This window comes from Microbacterium cucumeris (assembly GCF_058349845.2).
The window spans coordinates 362,979-378,473 of sequence record NZ_JBYRIZ020000004.1 but is presented as its reverse complement, the minus strand read 5'-3'; the positions used below and the strand labels follow the sequence as shown (position 1 = coordinate 378,473).

The following is a 15,495-nucleotide window of genomic DNA, read 5'->3' as shown; positions in this document are numbered from 1 at the left end:
TCTCCTCGCCTCAGCGGCTCCCGCCGCGCTGCAGATCGCGCAGGGCCCGCCAGCCGATCCGCACGAGACCCTCGTCGGCGATCGTAGCGGCCACGAGCGGGTCCGTGAGCAGTCGCAGCTCGTATCCGCGTTTGGCCGCGCTGAAGTCGACCGCCGCGCGCAGCTCGTCGTCGTCGACCATGGGGTGCAGATAGATCTCGGTGACGCCGGCCGGCACCGCCCTCAGCAGCGCGAGGAATCCGTCCCGCACCTGCTCGTAGGTCTCCTCGGCGTCCGTGCCCTCCCCCGCGAGGGCGAAGGGATGCGTCCACAGCCGATCAGGGATGACGATTCCCGCCGCGTCGGCGGCGGCTGCGGCGCGGTCGAGCACCGGCTGGAGCGCCGGGTCGAGTTCGGGTCCGTCCACGATGCGCGGCAACCGGAACGGCAGCCCGTGCGCCGCCGCGAGGGCGAACACCTCGCCGAGGAAGTCCCGCCCGGTCTCCAGGCCGTAGACGGATCCCATGTGGTTGTCGAGGTGCGTGACGTCGGCCCCGGCATCCAGCGCCGCCTGCAGCTGCGCGGCGATCTCGGCGGAGACGTCCGCGGCGTCCGCGTGCTCCTCGACCGCGCGCACCTCGACCGGGAAGTATCCCGCCGCGTCCGTCAGCGAGGTCGCGGAACCGGTCAGCGGACGCCAGCGGTAGTCGCTCCACTCGCTCGTCAGGACGAGGTGCACGCCGATGTCCAGGTCGGTGCGCGCGGCGGCGAACGCGAGCGCTTCGGGTGCCCAGGCGCACGGCACCATGACCGTGGTCGAGTCCAGCTGTCCGCGCTCGAGCAGGCCGGTGATGGCGGTGTTGGCGGCGTGGCACATCCCGAAGTCGTCGGCGTTGATGATGACGGCCCGCGCCTCGGGGTCGAGTCCGAGGCGGGCGGTCAGATCCGAGGGAGACGTCATCGCGGGGTCCTGTCGGTTCGGGTGAGGACGGCGGAGAAGACGGTCTCGCGCAGAACGGCGGTGGCCTCGCTCACCGCTCCGACCAGCGTCGCCTCGCGGCCGAAGGACGACACGCGGAAGGCGAGCGGGAGCAGGTGCGCGACGTCGTCGGCCGCCTGGCGCACCGCGTCGACGAACGCGGGATGCGCTGCGTCACCCGCGAGGATGTAGGCGGCGGGATCGACGACGAGCGTGATGCCGCCTGCGACGAGCACGAGTCTGCGCGCCAGCTCCGCCATCATCTCGATCGCGGCCGCGTCGCCCTCCAGAGCCGCGTCCAGGTGCACCCGCAGCGGCGCCTCCGGGTCTCGGCCGTTCGTCAGCGCGAGGTCGGCGACGACCACCTCGTTGAGCACCGGGGCCCCGACGGGAAGGTCCGGGTGGGGCAGGTACATGACCTCGCCGGCGATGCCTCCCGACCCGCGCTGCAGGCTCCCGTCGATGACGATCCCGGCGCCCAGGCCGTCGTCGATCATGAGCAGCGCGAAGCTCTCCAGGTCCGTGGCGACGGTGCCGGCGAGCTCGGCGAGGGCCGCGAGATTGACGTCGTTCTCCATGCGCACGTCGCAGCCCAGCCGCGTCGTGAGCGCCGACCGGAACGCGCCGCCGTCCGGGCCCTGGTCGTCGCGGATCTCGCCCGAGCGGGTGACGATGCCGGGGACCCCGACGACGGCGACGCGCAACGGTCCCCCCGCCGGTGTCAGCGCGGTGCCGATCAAGGCGGTCACGGCGTCGACGCGGTCGGACAGGTCTCCCATGGCGGGAAACGGGCCGGTGCGCTCTGCGAGGACGCGGCCGGTCGCATCGATGATCGCGACGCTCGCCGCATGGTGATCGATGTGGACGGCGGCCGCGCATCCGAGCGACGGATGGAGGGAGACCCGGGTCGCCGCCGGTCCGTGCGTCGCGCGGTCCACCCCAGCGGATGCCACAGCTTCCCCGGTCTCCAGCATCCTCAGGACCTGCGTGACGGCCGTCCGCGACAACCCGGTCTCGCCCGTCAACTCCGCGCGGGTCAGGGGGCCGCGACGTGCCAGCGCCTCCAGGATCGCTCGCGCGTTCAGGCTCCGCAGCAGGGTCTGCGGGCCGGCTGGAGGTCGTGTCACGTCGCTTCCTCGCGCTTCGTCGGGATCAGTATGACACAAAGTGTCAGAGTTCTCGCCACATTGTGTCACACTTCCCGCCGGCGGGTTCTGCGCCACGAATCGGCGAATGCCACAGAAGTTTTCTGTGGCATCCGCCGAAAGGTGTAGCAGAAGGCGGGCGGGGCGGGACCGGCCGCCGCGCGACTACGGCTGGTTGCCGAGGGCGATGAGCTGAGCGACCTGCTCCCGCGTCACCCCCATGCCGGGGAAACCGGCGAGGCGCCCGATCGGGAAGGACGCCATCATCTTCGCCATCGCCTCGTCGCTCATGATCCCGGCATCCATCGCGCCGTCCGCGGCGGCCTGGCCACCGGCCAGCTGCTCGCGCACGATCGGACCGACCACCGGATGCGCCAGCAGCTCTCCGATCGACGAGTTCGCGGTGAGCGGGATGCGGACCTCGTCCCCGGCGACGTGCACGGAGGTCGATCCTCGCAGGTCGCGGCTGGAGGCGCCGACCTCGACGCGATAGGCACCTCCCTCGACGACGAACCGGTCGACGCGGATGTCCCAGTACGCGAGGTCCTCGCGACGCACCACGATCGCGACGTCCTTCGTCTCCCCCGCGGCGAGCGCGACGGACGCGAAGGCCTTCAGTTCGCGCGGAGCGCGTTCGACCGCGGACACCTCGGGCGCGACGTACACCTGCACGACCTCGCGGCCGTCCACCGAGCCGGTGTTCGTCACCGCGACGGTCACGGCGATGTCCCCGCCGTCCACGACCGTCGCGCTCGGCGCCCCGTAGGCGAAGGATGTGTACGACAGGCCGTGCCCGAACGGGAAGGCGACGTCCATGCGCCGCGCGTCGTACCACCGGTACCCGACGAAGACGCCCTCGCCGTAGCGGACATGGCCGAACGAGCCGGGGAAGTTCCCGAACGCCGGGGTGTCCTCGAGGCGGTGCGGAATGGTCTCCGTGAGCCGCGCGGACGGGTTCACGGCGCCGGTGAGCACGTCGACCGTCGCGGATCCGCCCGCCTGGCCGAGCAGCCACGCCTCGACGATCGCGGGCACACGGTCGGCGAACGGGAGGGCGACGACCGACCCGTTGGACAGCACGACGGCCACCTTCGGGTTCACGGCGAGCACGGCATCCACGAGCTCGAGCTGAACCGCCGGCAGGTCGATGTGGGTGCGATCGAACCCTTCGGATTCCTCGGCCTCCGGCAGACCGAGGAAGAGCACGGCCACATCGCTGCGGCCCGCGAGGGCGACGGCCTCGGCCTTCAGCGCCTCGGCGTCCCCCGATCCGTCGAACGTGAAGCCGGGAGCGAACGAGACGCGGTCGCCGAAGGCGTCCAGAGCCGTGTCGAGACGCGTCGGGCTGATGTGCGACGAGCCGCCGCCCTGATAGCGCGGCGTCCGGGCGAACTCGCCGATCACCGCGACCGACGCATCGGCCGCGAGCGGGAGCACGGGAGCGCCGTCCACCGGCGCGTTCTGCAGCAGCACGATCGACCGGCCCGCGACCTCGCGAGCGAGGGCGTGATGGGCGTCGACGTCCAGGGGTCCGGCTGCGGCCGGGCGCGCCTGGGACTTCGCGACGAGGTCGAGCACGCGACCGGCGGCGGTGTCGAGCACGGCCTCATCGAGCGAGCCGTCCTTCACGGCGGCGACGATCTGGGCGTCCGTGACGCCTCCGCTGGAGGGCATCTCGAGGTCGAGTCCGGCTTCGAGCCCCGCCACGCGGTCGTTCACGGCACCCCAGTCGGAGACCACAAGACCCTGGAAGCCCCAGTCCTCGCGCAGCACGTCGCCGAGAAGCCACGGGTCCTCGGAGGCGTAGACGCCGTTGATGCGGTTGTAGGAGCACATCACGGTCCAGGGCTGAGCCTCCTTGACGACGTACTCGAAGCCGCGCAGGTAGATCTCGTGCAGCGGCCGCGGGTCGATGTCGCTGGAGGAGCGCATGCGGTCGTCCTCCTGGTTGTTCGCCGCGAAGTGCTTGAGCGACGAACCGACCCCCTGGGACTGAATGCCGCGGACGAGACCCGCTCCGATCCGGCCCGCGACGATCGGGTCCTCGGACACGTACTCGAAGTTGCGGCCGCACAGCGGCGAGCGCTTGATGTTGATGCCGGGACCGAGGATCACCGCGACGTCCTCGATCGCGGACTCCACGCCGAGCGCCACGCCCACGCGCTCCGCGAGCTCGGGGTCGAATGACGAGCCGAGAGCGACGGCGGGCGGGAAGCACGTCGCCGGCACGCTGTCGTTGAGGCCGAGATTGTCGCTCGCGCCGCGCTGCTTGCGCAGGCCGTGCGGGCCGTCGGTGAGCATGATCGACGGGACGCCCGCCCGATCGATCGCGGTGGTGGTCCAGAAGTCGGCGCCGCTGGTGAGCGCGGCCTTCTCCTCGAGGGTGAGGTCCTGAGCATCGGTCATCTGAGTTCGCCTTTCGCCGCATCCGCCGTGGATCGCACGGTCAGAATACGTCCACCTTCGCGCAAAAAGCAAGCATCGTTCGGTTTTCACTTCCCCGGACGCGCCGTCACGGATACGCTGTGAGCATGACGCGACGCGGGGCCTATGCCAAGGGGATCGCCAAGCGCGAGGAGATCCTCACGACCGCGCTCGACGTCGTCGCAGCGCACGGATACCGCCGGGCCTCCGTCCGCGAGCTCGCGGAGGCCGTGGGGCTCAGCGCCGCAGGGCTCCTGCACTACTTCGACAGCAAGGAGGAGCTGTTCACCGCGATCCTCCGCAAGCGCGACGAGCACGACCAGCAGACCTACGGCAGCGAGGATGCGGACATCGACATGCTGCTGACCGTGATCCGCCACAACGCCACCGTGCCCGGACTCGTGCAGCTGTACGCGCAGCTCGCGGTCGAGGCGGTCGACCCCGAGCATCCGGCGCACGCGTTCTTCCGGGAGCGCACCGAAGCGCTGCAGGAGCAGTTCCGCGCCGCGGTGGTGCGCGCACAGGAGGACGGCAAGATCCGCGCCGACCTGGATCCGGCCTGGGTCGCGACCAGCGTGCAGGCGCTCTCGGACGGGCTGCAGTCGCTCTGGTTGCTCGACCCCGGCATCGACATGGCCGCCCACATCGAGAAGTTCCTGGACGCGCTGCGCCCGGGGGAAGGAGCAGCAGCGTGACCGAAGCACCCGTGGTGCACACCGCGTCCGGTCCCGTCCGCGGATTCTGGCGGGACGCCGGCACCCCCGAGGCCTCCGCCGCCTTCCTCGGCATCCCGTTCGCCCAGGCACCCGTCGGCGACCGCCGGTTCGCGGCCCCGGTGCCTCCCGAGCCGTGGACCGAGGTGCGCGACGCACTCGAGTACGGGGCCACGGCGCTGCGGCGCGATCCCGGCGAGACGCTCATACCCGAACCGCCGATCCCCGGCGAGGCGACGCTCAACGTCAACGTGTTCACGCCGTCGCCCGGCGGCGACGAGACGCTGCCGGTTCTGGTCTGGATCCACGGCGGCGGCTACACCGAGGGGTCACCGGCGAGTCCCTGGTACGACGGCAGCCGCTTCAACCGCGACGGCGTCGTGACCGTGTCGATCTCGTACCGGCTGGGCTTCGACGGCTTCGGGTACATCGAGGGGGCACCCCACAACCGCGGCGTGCGGGACTGGATCGCCGGCCTCGAATGGGTGCAGCAGAACATCGCGGCCTTCGGCGGCGACCCCGGCCGCGTGACGATCGGCGGCCAGTCGGCGGGCGGCGGCGCCGTGCTGACTCTGCTGAGCATGCCGGCGGCCCAGCATCTGTTCCACGCGGCGATGGCCATCTCTCCGGCTCTCGCGGATGTGCCCGCGGACAGCGCCAGAGAGCGGGGCGAGCGACTGGCCGGGATCCTCGGCGTCGAGGCGGACGTCGCCGGTTTCCGATCCGTGTCCGAGGGCCGCGTCCTCAAGGTCCAGTCCCAGGCGCTGCCCGCGCGGAAGGGACTCGGCCTGCTGACCGGACTCATCGAGGACGGTCTGCCGTGGGGACCGATGATCGACGGCGAGCTCGTCACGCGACCGGCCGTGGACGCCCTGAGGGCGGGCGTCGGAGCGGACAAGCCCCTCCTGATCGGCGCGACGGACGACGAGTTCACCATGATCGCGGACCAGGCACCGTGGGCGGTGCGCTTCGTGCCGGCCGGCGTCCTGCTGCGCGCGGGTCTGCGCGACCGTCGGGTGCGACGCGCGTATCTCACGGCGAACCGCGCGCAGCGCGCCAAGGGACCGGCGGCGATGGTCGGCCGCTTCGTCACCGACCACGTGTTCCGCAGTCTGGTCGCGCGTGTCGCGGAGGCGCGCAGCGGCGCGGATGCCGAGACCTGGGCGTACGCGTTCCGCTGGGTCTCACCGACCAAGGGCTGGTCGTGCCACTGCCTCGACGTCCCGTTCTGGTTCGACGGGCTGGACCGTGTGCGGGTCGATGCGCTGGCCGGGCCGCGCCCGCCGCAGTCGCTCGCCGACGAGATGCACGGCGCGGCGGTCTCGTTCCTCTCCTCCGGCGCCCCCGGATGGCCCGCGTGGCGGACCGATCCGGGGACGTCTCGGGAGTTCGGCGGCGACGGGCCGACCGTCACGACGACGGCCTACGACTCCGCCCTCGCCCTGGTCTGATCCTCGGCTCGTCGAGAGCGAGGGTGTCAGCCGACGACGACCATCTCGTTCGGCACCTGGGGCAGCTCGGCCGTCGCGATCTGCTCGCCGGTGTGCGGATCGAGAGCCACGATCGTGCTGTTCGCCGAGTCGGTGACGTACACGACGTCGCCGGTCGTCGCGATCGCCGGGTGCGGCTGCTGCCACTCGGTTGGGCCTTCCCACGCCTCGATCGCGTCGTGCGACGCCGTGATCTCGCCGGTCGCGGGGTCGATCACGTGCAGGCGCCCGTCGGACCCGATCAGCACGGCGTCGCCGTCCTCCGTGCGGGTGACCCCGCGGAACGTGTAGCTGACGCCGTCGGGAAGGGAGACCTTCTCCAGCGTCTTCGCCTCGGTGTCCACGAGCGCGATGTCGGTCAGGAGGTAGCCCTCGGCATCCGGATCGTCCTTGTAGTCCATGACGACCAGCGGGCTGTCCTCGGAGACGTAGGCGTTGCCGATGCGGCCGTACTCGTCCGGCGAAGTGAGCTTCGTGATGACGCCGTCATCGAACACGAGCACGCCGTTCTCGCAGCCGAACACGACGGCCTCTCCCTCGGCCGTGCCCTCGCCGTGCACGCCGGGGCACTCGGCGCTCACGGCGACCTCGTGCCCGTCCGCGTCGACGGCTCGGATGCCGGTGCGTCCGCTCGCGTCTCCGACGGTTGTCACGAATGTGCCGTCCTCCAGTACGACCGAGACGCCGTGATGGGCCTCCACGCCGGGGATCACCTCGGCCTCGGGCAGCTCTGCGTCCACCTCGGCGAGCGCCGCGGTGTCGAAGATCGTCGTGTCGCTGGTCGCGTCGTCGTACAGCACCGTCTTGCCCCCGTGACGGACCACGTGACCCGCCGCTGCGGCCTCGACGACGAGGTCGGTCAGCTCCGGCTCGCGCGCGTCGAGAAGCTGGAAGCCCTCCGAGGTGGTGACGAACGCGTGCCTGCCGTCACCGGCGGCGTTGAGGCGGACGAAGTCCTCCGAGGGCAGGTCTTCGATCACCTCGAGCGACTCCCCGTCGACGACGAGGACGCCGCCCTCGTATGCGATCGCGAGACGCGGTCCGCCGGCCGCGGCATCCGTGTCCGACGTCGCGGCGTCGCCCGGCTCGGCCGCGGACTGGGTCGCGCACCCCGTCAGCAGGAGCGCCGCACCGACCACTCCGGCTGCGAGGCGCACCGTTCGATTCGGCTGTGTCATTCTTTCTTTCCTCTCGTTTGCCCGTCCGGGCGTTCAGGGGCTCAGGCCCTCGGTGATGCGCGCGGTGTTGACGCGCATCATGTCCAGGTAGGTGTCGCCGGGTTCCCCCGGGGGCGCCAGCGACTCCGTGATCAACTCGACGACGGCCACGTCGCGGTCGGCCTCGTCGGCGAGGACCTGCACGAGGCGGTCCGGGGAGGACGACTCGGCGAAGATCGTGCGGACTCCGGCCGCGTCGATCGCGTCCACGAGCTCCTGCAGGTCGGCGGCGCTCGGAGCGGCCAGGGTCGTGCCGCCCGGGATCGCCGCGCCGAGCAGCGTCACGTCGTAGCTCCTGGCGAGGTAGCCGAACACGTGGTGGTTCGTCACGAGCGCGCGGTGCTCGGCGGGGATCGCGCCGAGCGCTGCGGCCATCTCGTCGTCCAGTGCCGCGATCTCGGCACGGTAGGCGTCCGCTGCGGCGCGGACGTCAGGTCCGGCTGAGCCGGCGAGCTCGACGAGCGCGGGTTCGAGAGCGTCGACGACGAGGAGCATCTGCGCCGGGTCGGTCCAGAAATGGGGATCCGGACCGGCGCCCTCGGCGTACTCGAGCACCTCGACGTGGTCTCCGGCGGAGAAGACCTCGACGCCCTCGTCGGCCGCGGCCTCGACGTGCTGCGCGAGGCCCTCCTCGAGACCGAGCCCGTTGGCCACGACGAGATCCGCGTCACGCAGCCCCGCGGCCTGCTGGGCGGACAGCTCGAACGAGTGCGGGTCTGCGCCGGGTGCCATCAGCGTGACGACCTCGAGCTGCTCTCCGGCGATCTCGGAGACGACGTCGCCGAGGATGTTCGTGGTGACGTAGACGCTCGGCCGGTCCTCCCCCGAGACGGCGCAGCCGGCGAGCCCTCCGGCGAGGGCGATCGCGAGGACTCCCGCAGCGGCGCGGAGCGGGCGGCTCATCGTCCGGTCCCCGCGAGGTGCAGCGGCGTCGACGCCGTCTCGAAGACGCGCGAGAGGCGCGCGCCGTCCGCCGGGTCGATCTCCCACATCGTCTGCTCGAGCGGCCCGTTCAGATAGGCGCGGTTCTGGTCGACGACGAACCGCACGTGCGGTGCGACCTCGTCATCCGCCAGGGATGCCGAGACGAGCGGCTCGGTGCGCGAGACGACCGCGCCGCCGGCCAGGACGATCACCGCTCCGTCGGCCGTGAGCGCAAGGACGCGTCCCTCGGCGTCGTCGACGGCGGCGACGTGCACGAGCGGCTCGCCGACGTCGACCAGGGTCCAGGCGCGCTCCCGCGTGTCGAGGATCCACACTCCGGTCTCTCCGGCGAGGGCCGCCACGCTCGGTCGCCCCTCCCGGGCGGCGAACGACGTGGCGGCGGGAGCCGTCGCCTGCGGATACGGGATCCGCTCGTGCGCCTCCGGGGCGCCGCCGGCGAACAGCAGCGCTCCGTCGGCGCAGCCGATGACGACGCCGACGACCGTGGTGATGGTCCCGCTCGCGCTCGCGCAGGGCAGCTCTTCGCTCGCCGTGCCGTCGTTCCCGACCACGCGGACGGTACCCGGCTGCTCGGCCCCGGCGCCCGCGTCCGTGAGCACGGCCCCGGAGGTCAGCGGCACCACGACGCCGTCGCCCTCGGCGGCGATGCGGAACGTCTCCTCGATCCGCCCGTCGGCGAGTGCCGCGGTGTCGAGGAGGACGGCCTCGTCGTCGAAGCGCACGCCGACGCCGACCTCGCCCGTGACGACGGCGGGCGTGCCGTTGCCGGAGACGTCTCCGATGACGCGGGCCGGAGCCTCGTAGTAGTGGAAGTGGTCGATGTGGCTCCACGTCCACACCCCGCTGTCGATGACGGTGACCGAGCCGTCCCGGATGCCGAACAGGTATCTCCCGTCGGACACCACCTCCTCGACCGGATCGATGTCGGCGAGCACGGAGTCCTCCTCGTCGAGGAGGTCGAGATGATGCACGGACCCCTTCTCGTCGACCGTGGTGAGGTGCAGTGCGGGCTCGGCGAGCTCCTGCGCCCCCTCGATGTGCCCGTGCCCGTCGCCCTCGCTCGTGGGCTCCGTCGTGCTCGGCGCGGCGGGCGCGGCGCACCCGGCGAGAGAGAGGAGGAGGATGCCGGATGCTGCGGCGACACGGAATCTCATGGGGTCCTTTCGGAGAGGGCGCGGTCCTGCCGCGCGGCGACGAACCGGACGAACCGGTGCAGGAGGGCGGACGCTGCGGCCGCGAGGATCGCGACGAACGCGATCGTCGCTCCGGCCGCCGTGCCGGCGTGCCAGGAGATGAGCAGCCCGGCGGCGACCGCGGCGATCCCGATCGCCGCGGCGAGCGCCATGGTGGTGGGAATGCGCGTGGTCCACGGCCCCGCGGCGACGGCGGGGCCGAGGAGCATGCCGACCACGAGCAGGGATCCGACCGCCTGGTAGGCGGCGACGACGGCGAGAGTGATGAGGCCGACGAGCAGCACGTGCGCGAGCCTCGGGCGCAGCCCGAGCAGCTGCGCCTGGCGCGGGTCGACCGTGAGCGCGACGAACGAGCGGTGTCCGAGCGCGGCGACGACGATCGTGAGGACGACCACGCCCGTCAGCAGCGCCACGTCCTCGGCGGACGCCGCGAGGATGTCGCCGAACAGGATCGCCGTGGCGTCCGTGGCGAAGCTGCGCGAAGCCGAGATGATGATGACCCCGAGCGCCAGGCTGGCGACGAACAGCAGGCCGATGCTCGTGTCGGCGGAGAGCCGCCCGCGTCGCTGCAGCGCGCCGATGCCGAACGACATGGCGGCCGCGCTGACGGCCGCGCCGAGGATGCCGGGGACGCCCGCGAGCGTCGCGACGGCGATGCCCGGAAGCATGCCGTGCGCCATCGCCTCGCCGAGGAAGGCCATGCCGCGCAGGACCACCCAGGTGCCGACGACGCCGCAGACCACGGCGACGAGAGCACCCGCGAGAAGGGCGCGCTGCACGAACTCGGCGGCGAAGGGGTCGAAGAGGGTCACAGGGAGCGACTGTAGCAGTTATTGAGAATGATTTTCATTTGCAATACTGATGGGCGTGTCCTCCTCTGCTCTGCTTCCGACCACCCGGGTGCTGTCGCTGCGCGACGTCGCCGTCGATCACGACGGGCATCGCGCCCTGCGCGGCGTCGACCTGGACGCGCACGCCGGACGGCTCGTCGTGGTGTCCGGGCCGAACGGCTCGGGCAAGTCCACCCTGCTGTCGGTCGCCGCGGGTCTGCTCGTCCCCCGGCACGGCTCCGTCGAAGTGCGCCGCGGCGCCCGTGTGGCCCTCGTCCCGCAGTCGACGCCCCTTCCGCCGCATCTGCCGCTGACGGTCGCGGACATCGTCGCCATGGGCACCTGGGCGCGCCTGGGCGCGTGGCGTCCGGCCCGGAAGACCGACCGCGCCCTCGTGGCAGAGGCCATCGCCGGTGTCGGACTCACGGACCTGACCCGACGACCGATCGGCACCCTGTCCGGCGGACAACGGCAGCGCGCGCTGCTGGCCCAGGCGCTCGTACAGCGAGCCGATCTCGTGCTGCTGGACGAGCCGATGGCCGCGCTGGACGCTCGGTCACGGGCGATCATCGCGGACGCGGTCGATCAGCTCACCGCGACTGGCGCGGCCGTGGTCGCCGTCACCCACGACCCCGGTGAGTTCCGCCGCATCGACCAGCGGGTCGAGCTCGAGGACGGCCGCGTGGTGGTGTCACGTGCCGGGGCGTGACGGTCCGTTCGAGGCGAGTTCGGCATGCGGCATCCGCGCCTGCATCACGCGGATCGCCTCGGGGTTGTCGTCGACGAGGACGGCATCGCGTCCCAGCGCCGAGGCGACCGCCCCCGTCGTGCCGCTGCCCGCGAAGAGATCGAGCACGCGATCTCCCGGGCGGCTGGACGCCTGGACGATCCGCCGGAGGATCCCCTCGGGCTTCTGCGTCGGATAGCCGGTCTTCTCTCTCCCGGTGGTCGGGACGATCGTGTGCCACCACACGTCGGTCGGGAGCTTCCCGCGCGCCGCCTTCTCGGGCGTGACCAGGCCCGGCGCCATGTACGGCTCGCGGTCCACGGCATCCGAGTCGAAGTAATGCGCACCCGGGGTCTTCACGTACACGAGGATCGTGTCGTGCTTGGTCGGCCAGCGCCGGCGCGACTTGCCGCCGTAGTCGTACGCCCAGATCAGCTCGTTGAGGAACGAGTCGCGGCCGAACACGGCATCCAGCATGACCTTCGCGTAGTGCGCCTCCCGGTAGTCCAGGTGCAGGTACAGCGTGCCGTCATCGGCGAGCAGCCGCCAGGCCTCCTCGAGTCGCGGCATGAGGAACGCGCCGTAGTCGTCGAAGCGATCGTCGTACGCGCGGAGGATGCCGCGGACGCGCTCGTACGCATGCCCATGGAAGCCGTGCCGGACCTCCTTCGGCGACGGCTCGTCCTCCGCGTCGACCTCGACGTCCAGCTCCGGCTGCTCGGTGAACCGCCGGGCCGTGACGACCTGGCGCTCCTGTGCGCGACCGGTGTTGAACGGCGGGTCGAGGTACACCAGCGCGAAGGATGCCGTCGGCAGCGTCCGTGCGATGTCGAGGCTGTCCCCGTGGACGATCCGGACGGACCCGGGAGACGCGGAACGGTTCTCGGAGGGGGGCGCGGGGATCACGGGACCCGGTGCAGCCATGCCTCGGTGGCGAACTTCGACTCCACGAGGGCTTCCGCGTCGGCGTACTCATCCGGGGCGATGGCGCCGTCCTCGGCCTGCGTGAGCGAGCGGAAGGTGTCCTTGAAGCGCTCGATGATCTCGGCCCGGGCGAGACCGGTCTGGCTGCGCAGCGGGTCGACGCGCTTGGCGGCCGAGGTCGTGCCCTTGTCGCTGAGCTTCTCGCGACCGATGCGCAGCACCTCGGTCATCGTCTGGCCGTCGATGTCGTAGGACAGCGTCGCGTGATGCAGCACGCCGCCGTTGGCGAGGCGCTTCTGAGCGGCCCCGCCGATCTTGCCGGTGGGCGAGGCGATGTCGTTGAGCGGCTGATAGGTCGCGTCGATGCCGAGCGAGCGCAGCGCCTGCAGCACCCAGTCGTCGAGGAACGCGTAGGAATCGGCGAACGTGAGACCCTGCACGAGGGATGCCGGGACGTACAGCGAGTACGTGACGATCTGCCCCGCGGCCATGAGCATCGCGCCGCCGCCGGAGATGCGTCGGACGACGTCGAAACCGTGCCGCGCCGCCCCTTCGGGATCGACCTCGTTGCGGTACGACTGGAACGATCCGATCACGACCGCGGATTCGTCCCACTCCCAGATGCGCAGCGTGGGCCGGCGGCGCCCCTCGCCGACGCGGGAGGTGAGGACCTCGTCCAGCGCGAGGTTCATTCGCGGGGAGACGGCCTTCTCGTGCACGATCTCCCAGTCGAAGTCCCGCCATCCGGGAGCGGTGACGAGCGCGCGGCGGACGGCCGTGCCGACCGCCTCCGGGCTGAAGCCGAGCAGCTGCGCGCCGTCCGGGAGCGCGCTGCGGACCGCGGCGGCGATGGCGGAGGCATCCGATTCGGCCATCAGGCCGTTGACGGCGCGATCGATGTCGTCGAGAGCGGTGTCCGGCTCGAGGAAGAAGTCGCCGGCGAGCCGGAAATCGGCGATCCTGCCGTCCTTGACCTCGAGATCGACGACGACGAGCTTGCCGCCCGGAACCTTGTACTCACCATGCACCGTCCCAGCCTACGCCCGGCGGCCCCGCCCGGTCCTGCTTGCCCGCGCGCCCAGCCACGGGAGGGGACGCGGGGCACCGCCCGGCGGGGGCGGGATGCTCGGTTCAGTCGCGCGCGGGGATGTGCCGGTCGAGCCACGCGAGCAGGTCGGCGCGCACCTCACCCTGCTGAAGGTCGTTGAAGATCTCGTGCCGGGCATCCGGATAGACCAGGGTCGTCACATCCGTGAGGCCGGAACGCGTGCGGTACTCGTCCGCGAGCCGGTGCACGCTGCGAGGGCCGCCCACCGGGTCGTCGCGGCCGACCAGGAGCAGCAGAGGGATGTCCCGGCCGAGGTCCTTCCGCGGCCGCCCGTAGAGCTTGAGCGCCTCGATCGGACCGAACAGCTTCAGCAGCGGAACGCTCGTCGTGAGCGGGTCCTCGTCGAACGCCTTCCACACGGCGGGATCCCGGCTGAGCCACTCGAACCCGGTGGCGTCCGCGCCCTCCCATCGCGCGTTCAGCGGTGCGGCGTTGAGCATGAGCGGCGTGCGCAGCGCCGAGCCGGAGAGCACGACGGCGTCCCACGCGTCGGGATGGTCGTTGAGGAGCATCTGCGCGAGGAACGACCCCCACGAGTGCCCGAACAGCACGAGCGGCAGATCCGGGTTCTCGTCGCGGATGATGCCGGTGAGCTGCCAGATCGCGTCCCGCGCGGCGTGGAGCCCGCCCTTGCCCAGGCGCCCGAGCTTCGCGGCATCCCCATGCTGACGCATGCCGGTGCGCCCGTGCCCGCGATGGTCGTCGGCGTACACGTGGAACCCGGTGCGCGTCAGCGCCGCGATGAGCTCCCCGTAGCGGCCGGCGTGCTCGCCGACGCCGTGCAGCAGCTGAACGACTCCCCGCGGCTTCCCCTGCGCGGGATGCACGTCGTAGACGATCGTGATGCCGTGCGCATCGATGAACTCGGCGGTGCGGGACGCGGCATTGCGGGGGGCGGCCATGGCAGAGAGTCTACGGATGCCGTGCGGTCGTGTCCCCCTCGTGTCGCCGGGCGTCAGAGTCCCAGCGCGGCCCGCACCGCGAACGCGGCGTCGCGGTCGGTGACCTCGTGCCCGCCCACGCCGTCCGAGGCGGAGCCCATCCGCACGCCGCCGTCCTCGGCGACGGTGCGCTTGGCGGAGAAGTGCACCGCGTCGACCCCTGTCGCGGCGATCGCGGGGACGGATGCCGCATCCACCCCGCTGCCGGCCATCACCTCGATGCGGCCCTGGGCCTCCTCGACGAGACGGCGCAGGGTTTCGAGTCCGTCGATCGCGGCGGAGGCGCCGCCCGAGGTGAGCACGCGCGCGAGGCCCAGCTCCCGCGCCGCCCGGAGCGTCTCGATCGGGTCCGCCGTCACGTCGATCGCGCGGTGCAGCGTCACCGGAGCCCCGTTCGCGGCGTCCGCCAGGCGGGCCATGGCGTCCCGATCGAGTGCGCCGGACGCGTCCAGGCATCCGACGACGACGCCGGCCGCCCCCGCCGCGATCGCGAAGCGCACATCGCGCTCGATCACCGCGACCTCGTCCGCGTCGTAGCGGAATCCCCCGGCGCGCGGCCGCACGAGAACGTGAACCTCGGGGCCGTCGGCACCCGCGGCTTCGAGCGCGAGCTCGAGAGTCGCGGGCGAGGGCGTGAGGCCGCCGAGGGCGAGGCCCTGGGTGAGCTCGACGCGCGCGGCGCCGACCTCCCGGGCGATGCGGACTCCGGCCGGATCCTGGACGGCGAGCTCGAGTGCGATGGTCACGGCATCCATTCTGTCGTCCTCCGCGCCGGACCACGGCTCGCGATCGCACCCCCTAGGGTCGGAGAAGCGCTTCGATCACGGTTCCACAACCGGCGGTTGTTGCCGATCCGATCACGTGCTACTCTCGGGAAACC

Annotated in this window: 14 protein-coding genes; 3 read left to right on the top strand and 11 right to left on the bottom strand. The window is 71.8% G+C overall.

Annotation, left to right across the window (positions count from 1 at the left end; genetic code table 11):
• Positions 1–10 precede the first annotated feature (10 nt).
• The 3 genes from AC3RXZ_RS13410 to AC3RXZ_RS13400 form a co-directional block, all read right to left on the bottom strand.
• Positions 11–940 (bottom strand): polysaccharide deacetylase family protein, encoded by a 930-nt coding sequence (locus tag AC3RXZ_RS13410; protein WP_491494326.1) that lies wholly within the window; start codon positions 938–940, stop codon positions 11–13.
• Positions 937–2,085 carry an ROK family transcriptional regulator gene (locus tag AC3RXZ_RS13405; RefSeq protein ID WP_491494325.1) on the bottom strand — a complete coding sequence of 383 codons (1,149 nt, stop codon included), beginning with the start codon at positions 2,083–2,085 and terminating at the stop codon, positions 937–939. Before AC3RXZ_RS13405 ends, AC3RXZ_RS13410 begins: the two co-directional genes overlap by 4 nt.
• 183 nt (positions 2,086–2,268) lie before the next feature.
• Positions 2,269–4,509 (bottom strand): glycoside hydrolase family 3 C-terminal domain-containing protein, encoded by a 2,241-nt coding sequence (locus tag AC3RXZ_RS13400; RefSeq protein WP_491494324.1) that lies wholly within the window; start codon positions 4,507–4,509, stop codon positions 2,269–2,271.
• Between the two features lie 125 nt (positions 4,510–4,634).
• Between AC3RXZ_RS13400 and AC3RXZ_RS13395 the strand changes: the two genes are divergently transcribed.
• Both AC3RXZ_RS13395 and AC3RXZ_RS13390 read left to right on the top strand, forming a co-directional pair.
• Positions 4,635–5,222: a TetR/AcrR family transcriptional regulator gene (locus AC3RXZ_RS13395; RefSeq protein ID WP_491494323.1), complete on the top strand. Its 588-nt coding sequence runs from the start codon at positions 4,635–4,637 to the stop codon at positions 5,220–5,222.
• The gene (locus tag AC3RXZ_RS13390) at positions 5,219–6,691 is read left to right on the top strand and encodes a carboxylesterase/lipase family protein (protein ID WP_491494322.1); all 1,473 of its coding nucleotides are present in this window, start codon (positions 5,219–5,221) and stop codon (positions 6,689–6,691) included. Before AC3RXZ_RS13395 ends, AC3RXZ_RS13390 begins: the two co-directional genes overlap by 4 nt.
• Positions 6,692–6,717: 26 nt before the next feature.
• Here the strand turns inward: AC3RXZ_RS13390 and aztD are convergent, their stop codons facing one another.
• From aztD to aztB, 4 genes are read right to left on the bottom strand one after another with little or no spacing between them, the layout of a single operon-like run.
• Positions 6,718–7,908, bottom strand: a complete 1,191-nt coding sequence (gene aztD, locus AC3RXZ_RS13385) for a zinc metallochaperone AztD (protein WP_243229574.1) — start codon at positions 7,906–7,908, stop codon at positions 6,718–6,720.
• Positions 7,909–7,941: 33 nt separating this feature from the next.
• Positions 7,942–8,850: a metal ABC transporter substrate-binding protein gene (locus tag AC3RXZ_RS13380; protein WP_243229573.1), complete on the bottom strand. Its 909-nt coding sequence runs from the start codon at positions 8,848–8,850 to the stop codon at positions 7,942–7,944.
• Positions 8,847–10,046: a hypothetical protein gene (locus AC3RXZ_RS13375; RefSeq protein WP_243229572.1), complete on the bottom strand. Its 1,200-nt coding sequence runs from the start codon at positions 10,044–10,046 to the stop codon at positions 8,847–8,849. Before AC3RXZ_RS13375 ends, AC3RXZ_RS13380 begins: the two co-directional genes overlap by 4 nt.
• Positions 10,043–10,897 carry a zinc ABC transporter permease AztB gene (aztB, locus tag AC3RXZ_RS13370; RefSeq protein WP_491494321.1) on the bottom strand — a complete coding sequence of 285 codons (855 nt, stop codon included), beginning with the start codon at positions 10,895–10,897 and terminating at the stop codon, positions 10,043–10,045. The genes AC3RXZ_RS13375 and aztB overlap by 4 nt, the downstream gene beginning before the upstream one ends.
• A 55-nt stretch (positions 10,898–10,952) precedes the next feature.
• Here aztB and aztA point away from each other — a divergent pair, with 55 nt between their 5' ends.
• A complete protein-coding gene (gene aztA, locus AC3RXZ_RS13365; RefSeq protein WP_243229570.1) occupies positions 10,953–11,624 on the top strand; it encodes a zinc ABC transporter ATP-binding protein AztA in 672 nt (223 codons plus the stop codon).
• Here aztA and AC3RXZ_RS13360 read toward each other — a convergent pair.
• The 4 genes from AC3RXZ_RS13360 to AC3RXZ_RS13345 form a co-directional block, all read right to left on the bottom strand.
• Positions 11,607–12,566: a DNA-methyltransferase gene (locus AC3RXZ_RS13360; protein WP_243229569.1), complete on the bottom strand. Its 960-nt coding sequence runs from the start codon at positions 12,564–12,566 to the stop codon at positions 11,607–11,609. The genes aztA and AC3RXZ_RS13360 overlap by 18 nt on opposite strands.
• Positions 12,545–13,594, bottom strand: coding sequence for a lipoate-protein ligase LplAB (gene lplAB, locus AC3RXZ_RS13355; protein WP_243229568.1), 1,050 nt, complete (start codon positions 13,592–13,594; stop codon positions 12,545–12,547). The genes AC3RXZ_RS13360 and lplAB overlap by 22 nt, the downstream gene beginning before the upstream one ends.
• 103 nt (positions 13,595–13,697) lie before the next feature.
• The gene (locus AC3RXZ_RS13350) at positions 13,698–14,576 is read right to left on the bottom strand and encodes an alpha/beta fold hydrolase (RefSeq protein WP_243229567.1); all 879 of its coding nucleotides are present in this window, start codon (positions 14,574–14,576) and stop codon (positions 13,698–13,700) included.
• 53 nt (positions 14,577–14,629) lie between these two features.
• Positions 14,630–15,370 carry a copper homeostasis protein CutC gene (locus AC3RXZ_RS13345; protein WP_243229566.1) on the bottom strand — a complete coding sequence of 247 codons (741 nt, stop codon included), beginning with the start codon at positions 15,368–15,370 and terminating at the stop codon, positions 14,630–14,632.
• Between the last annotated feature and the right edge of the window lie 125 nt (positions 15,371–15,495).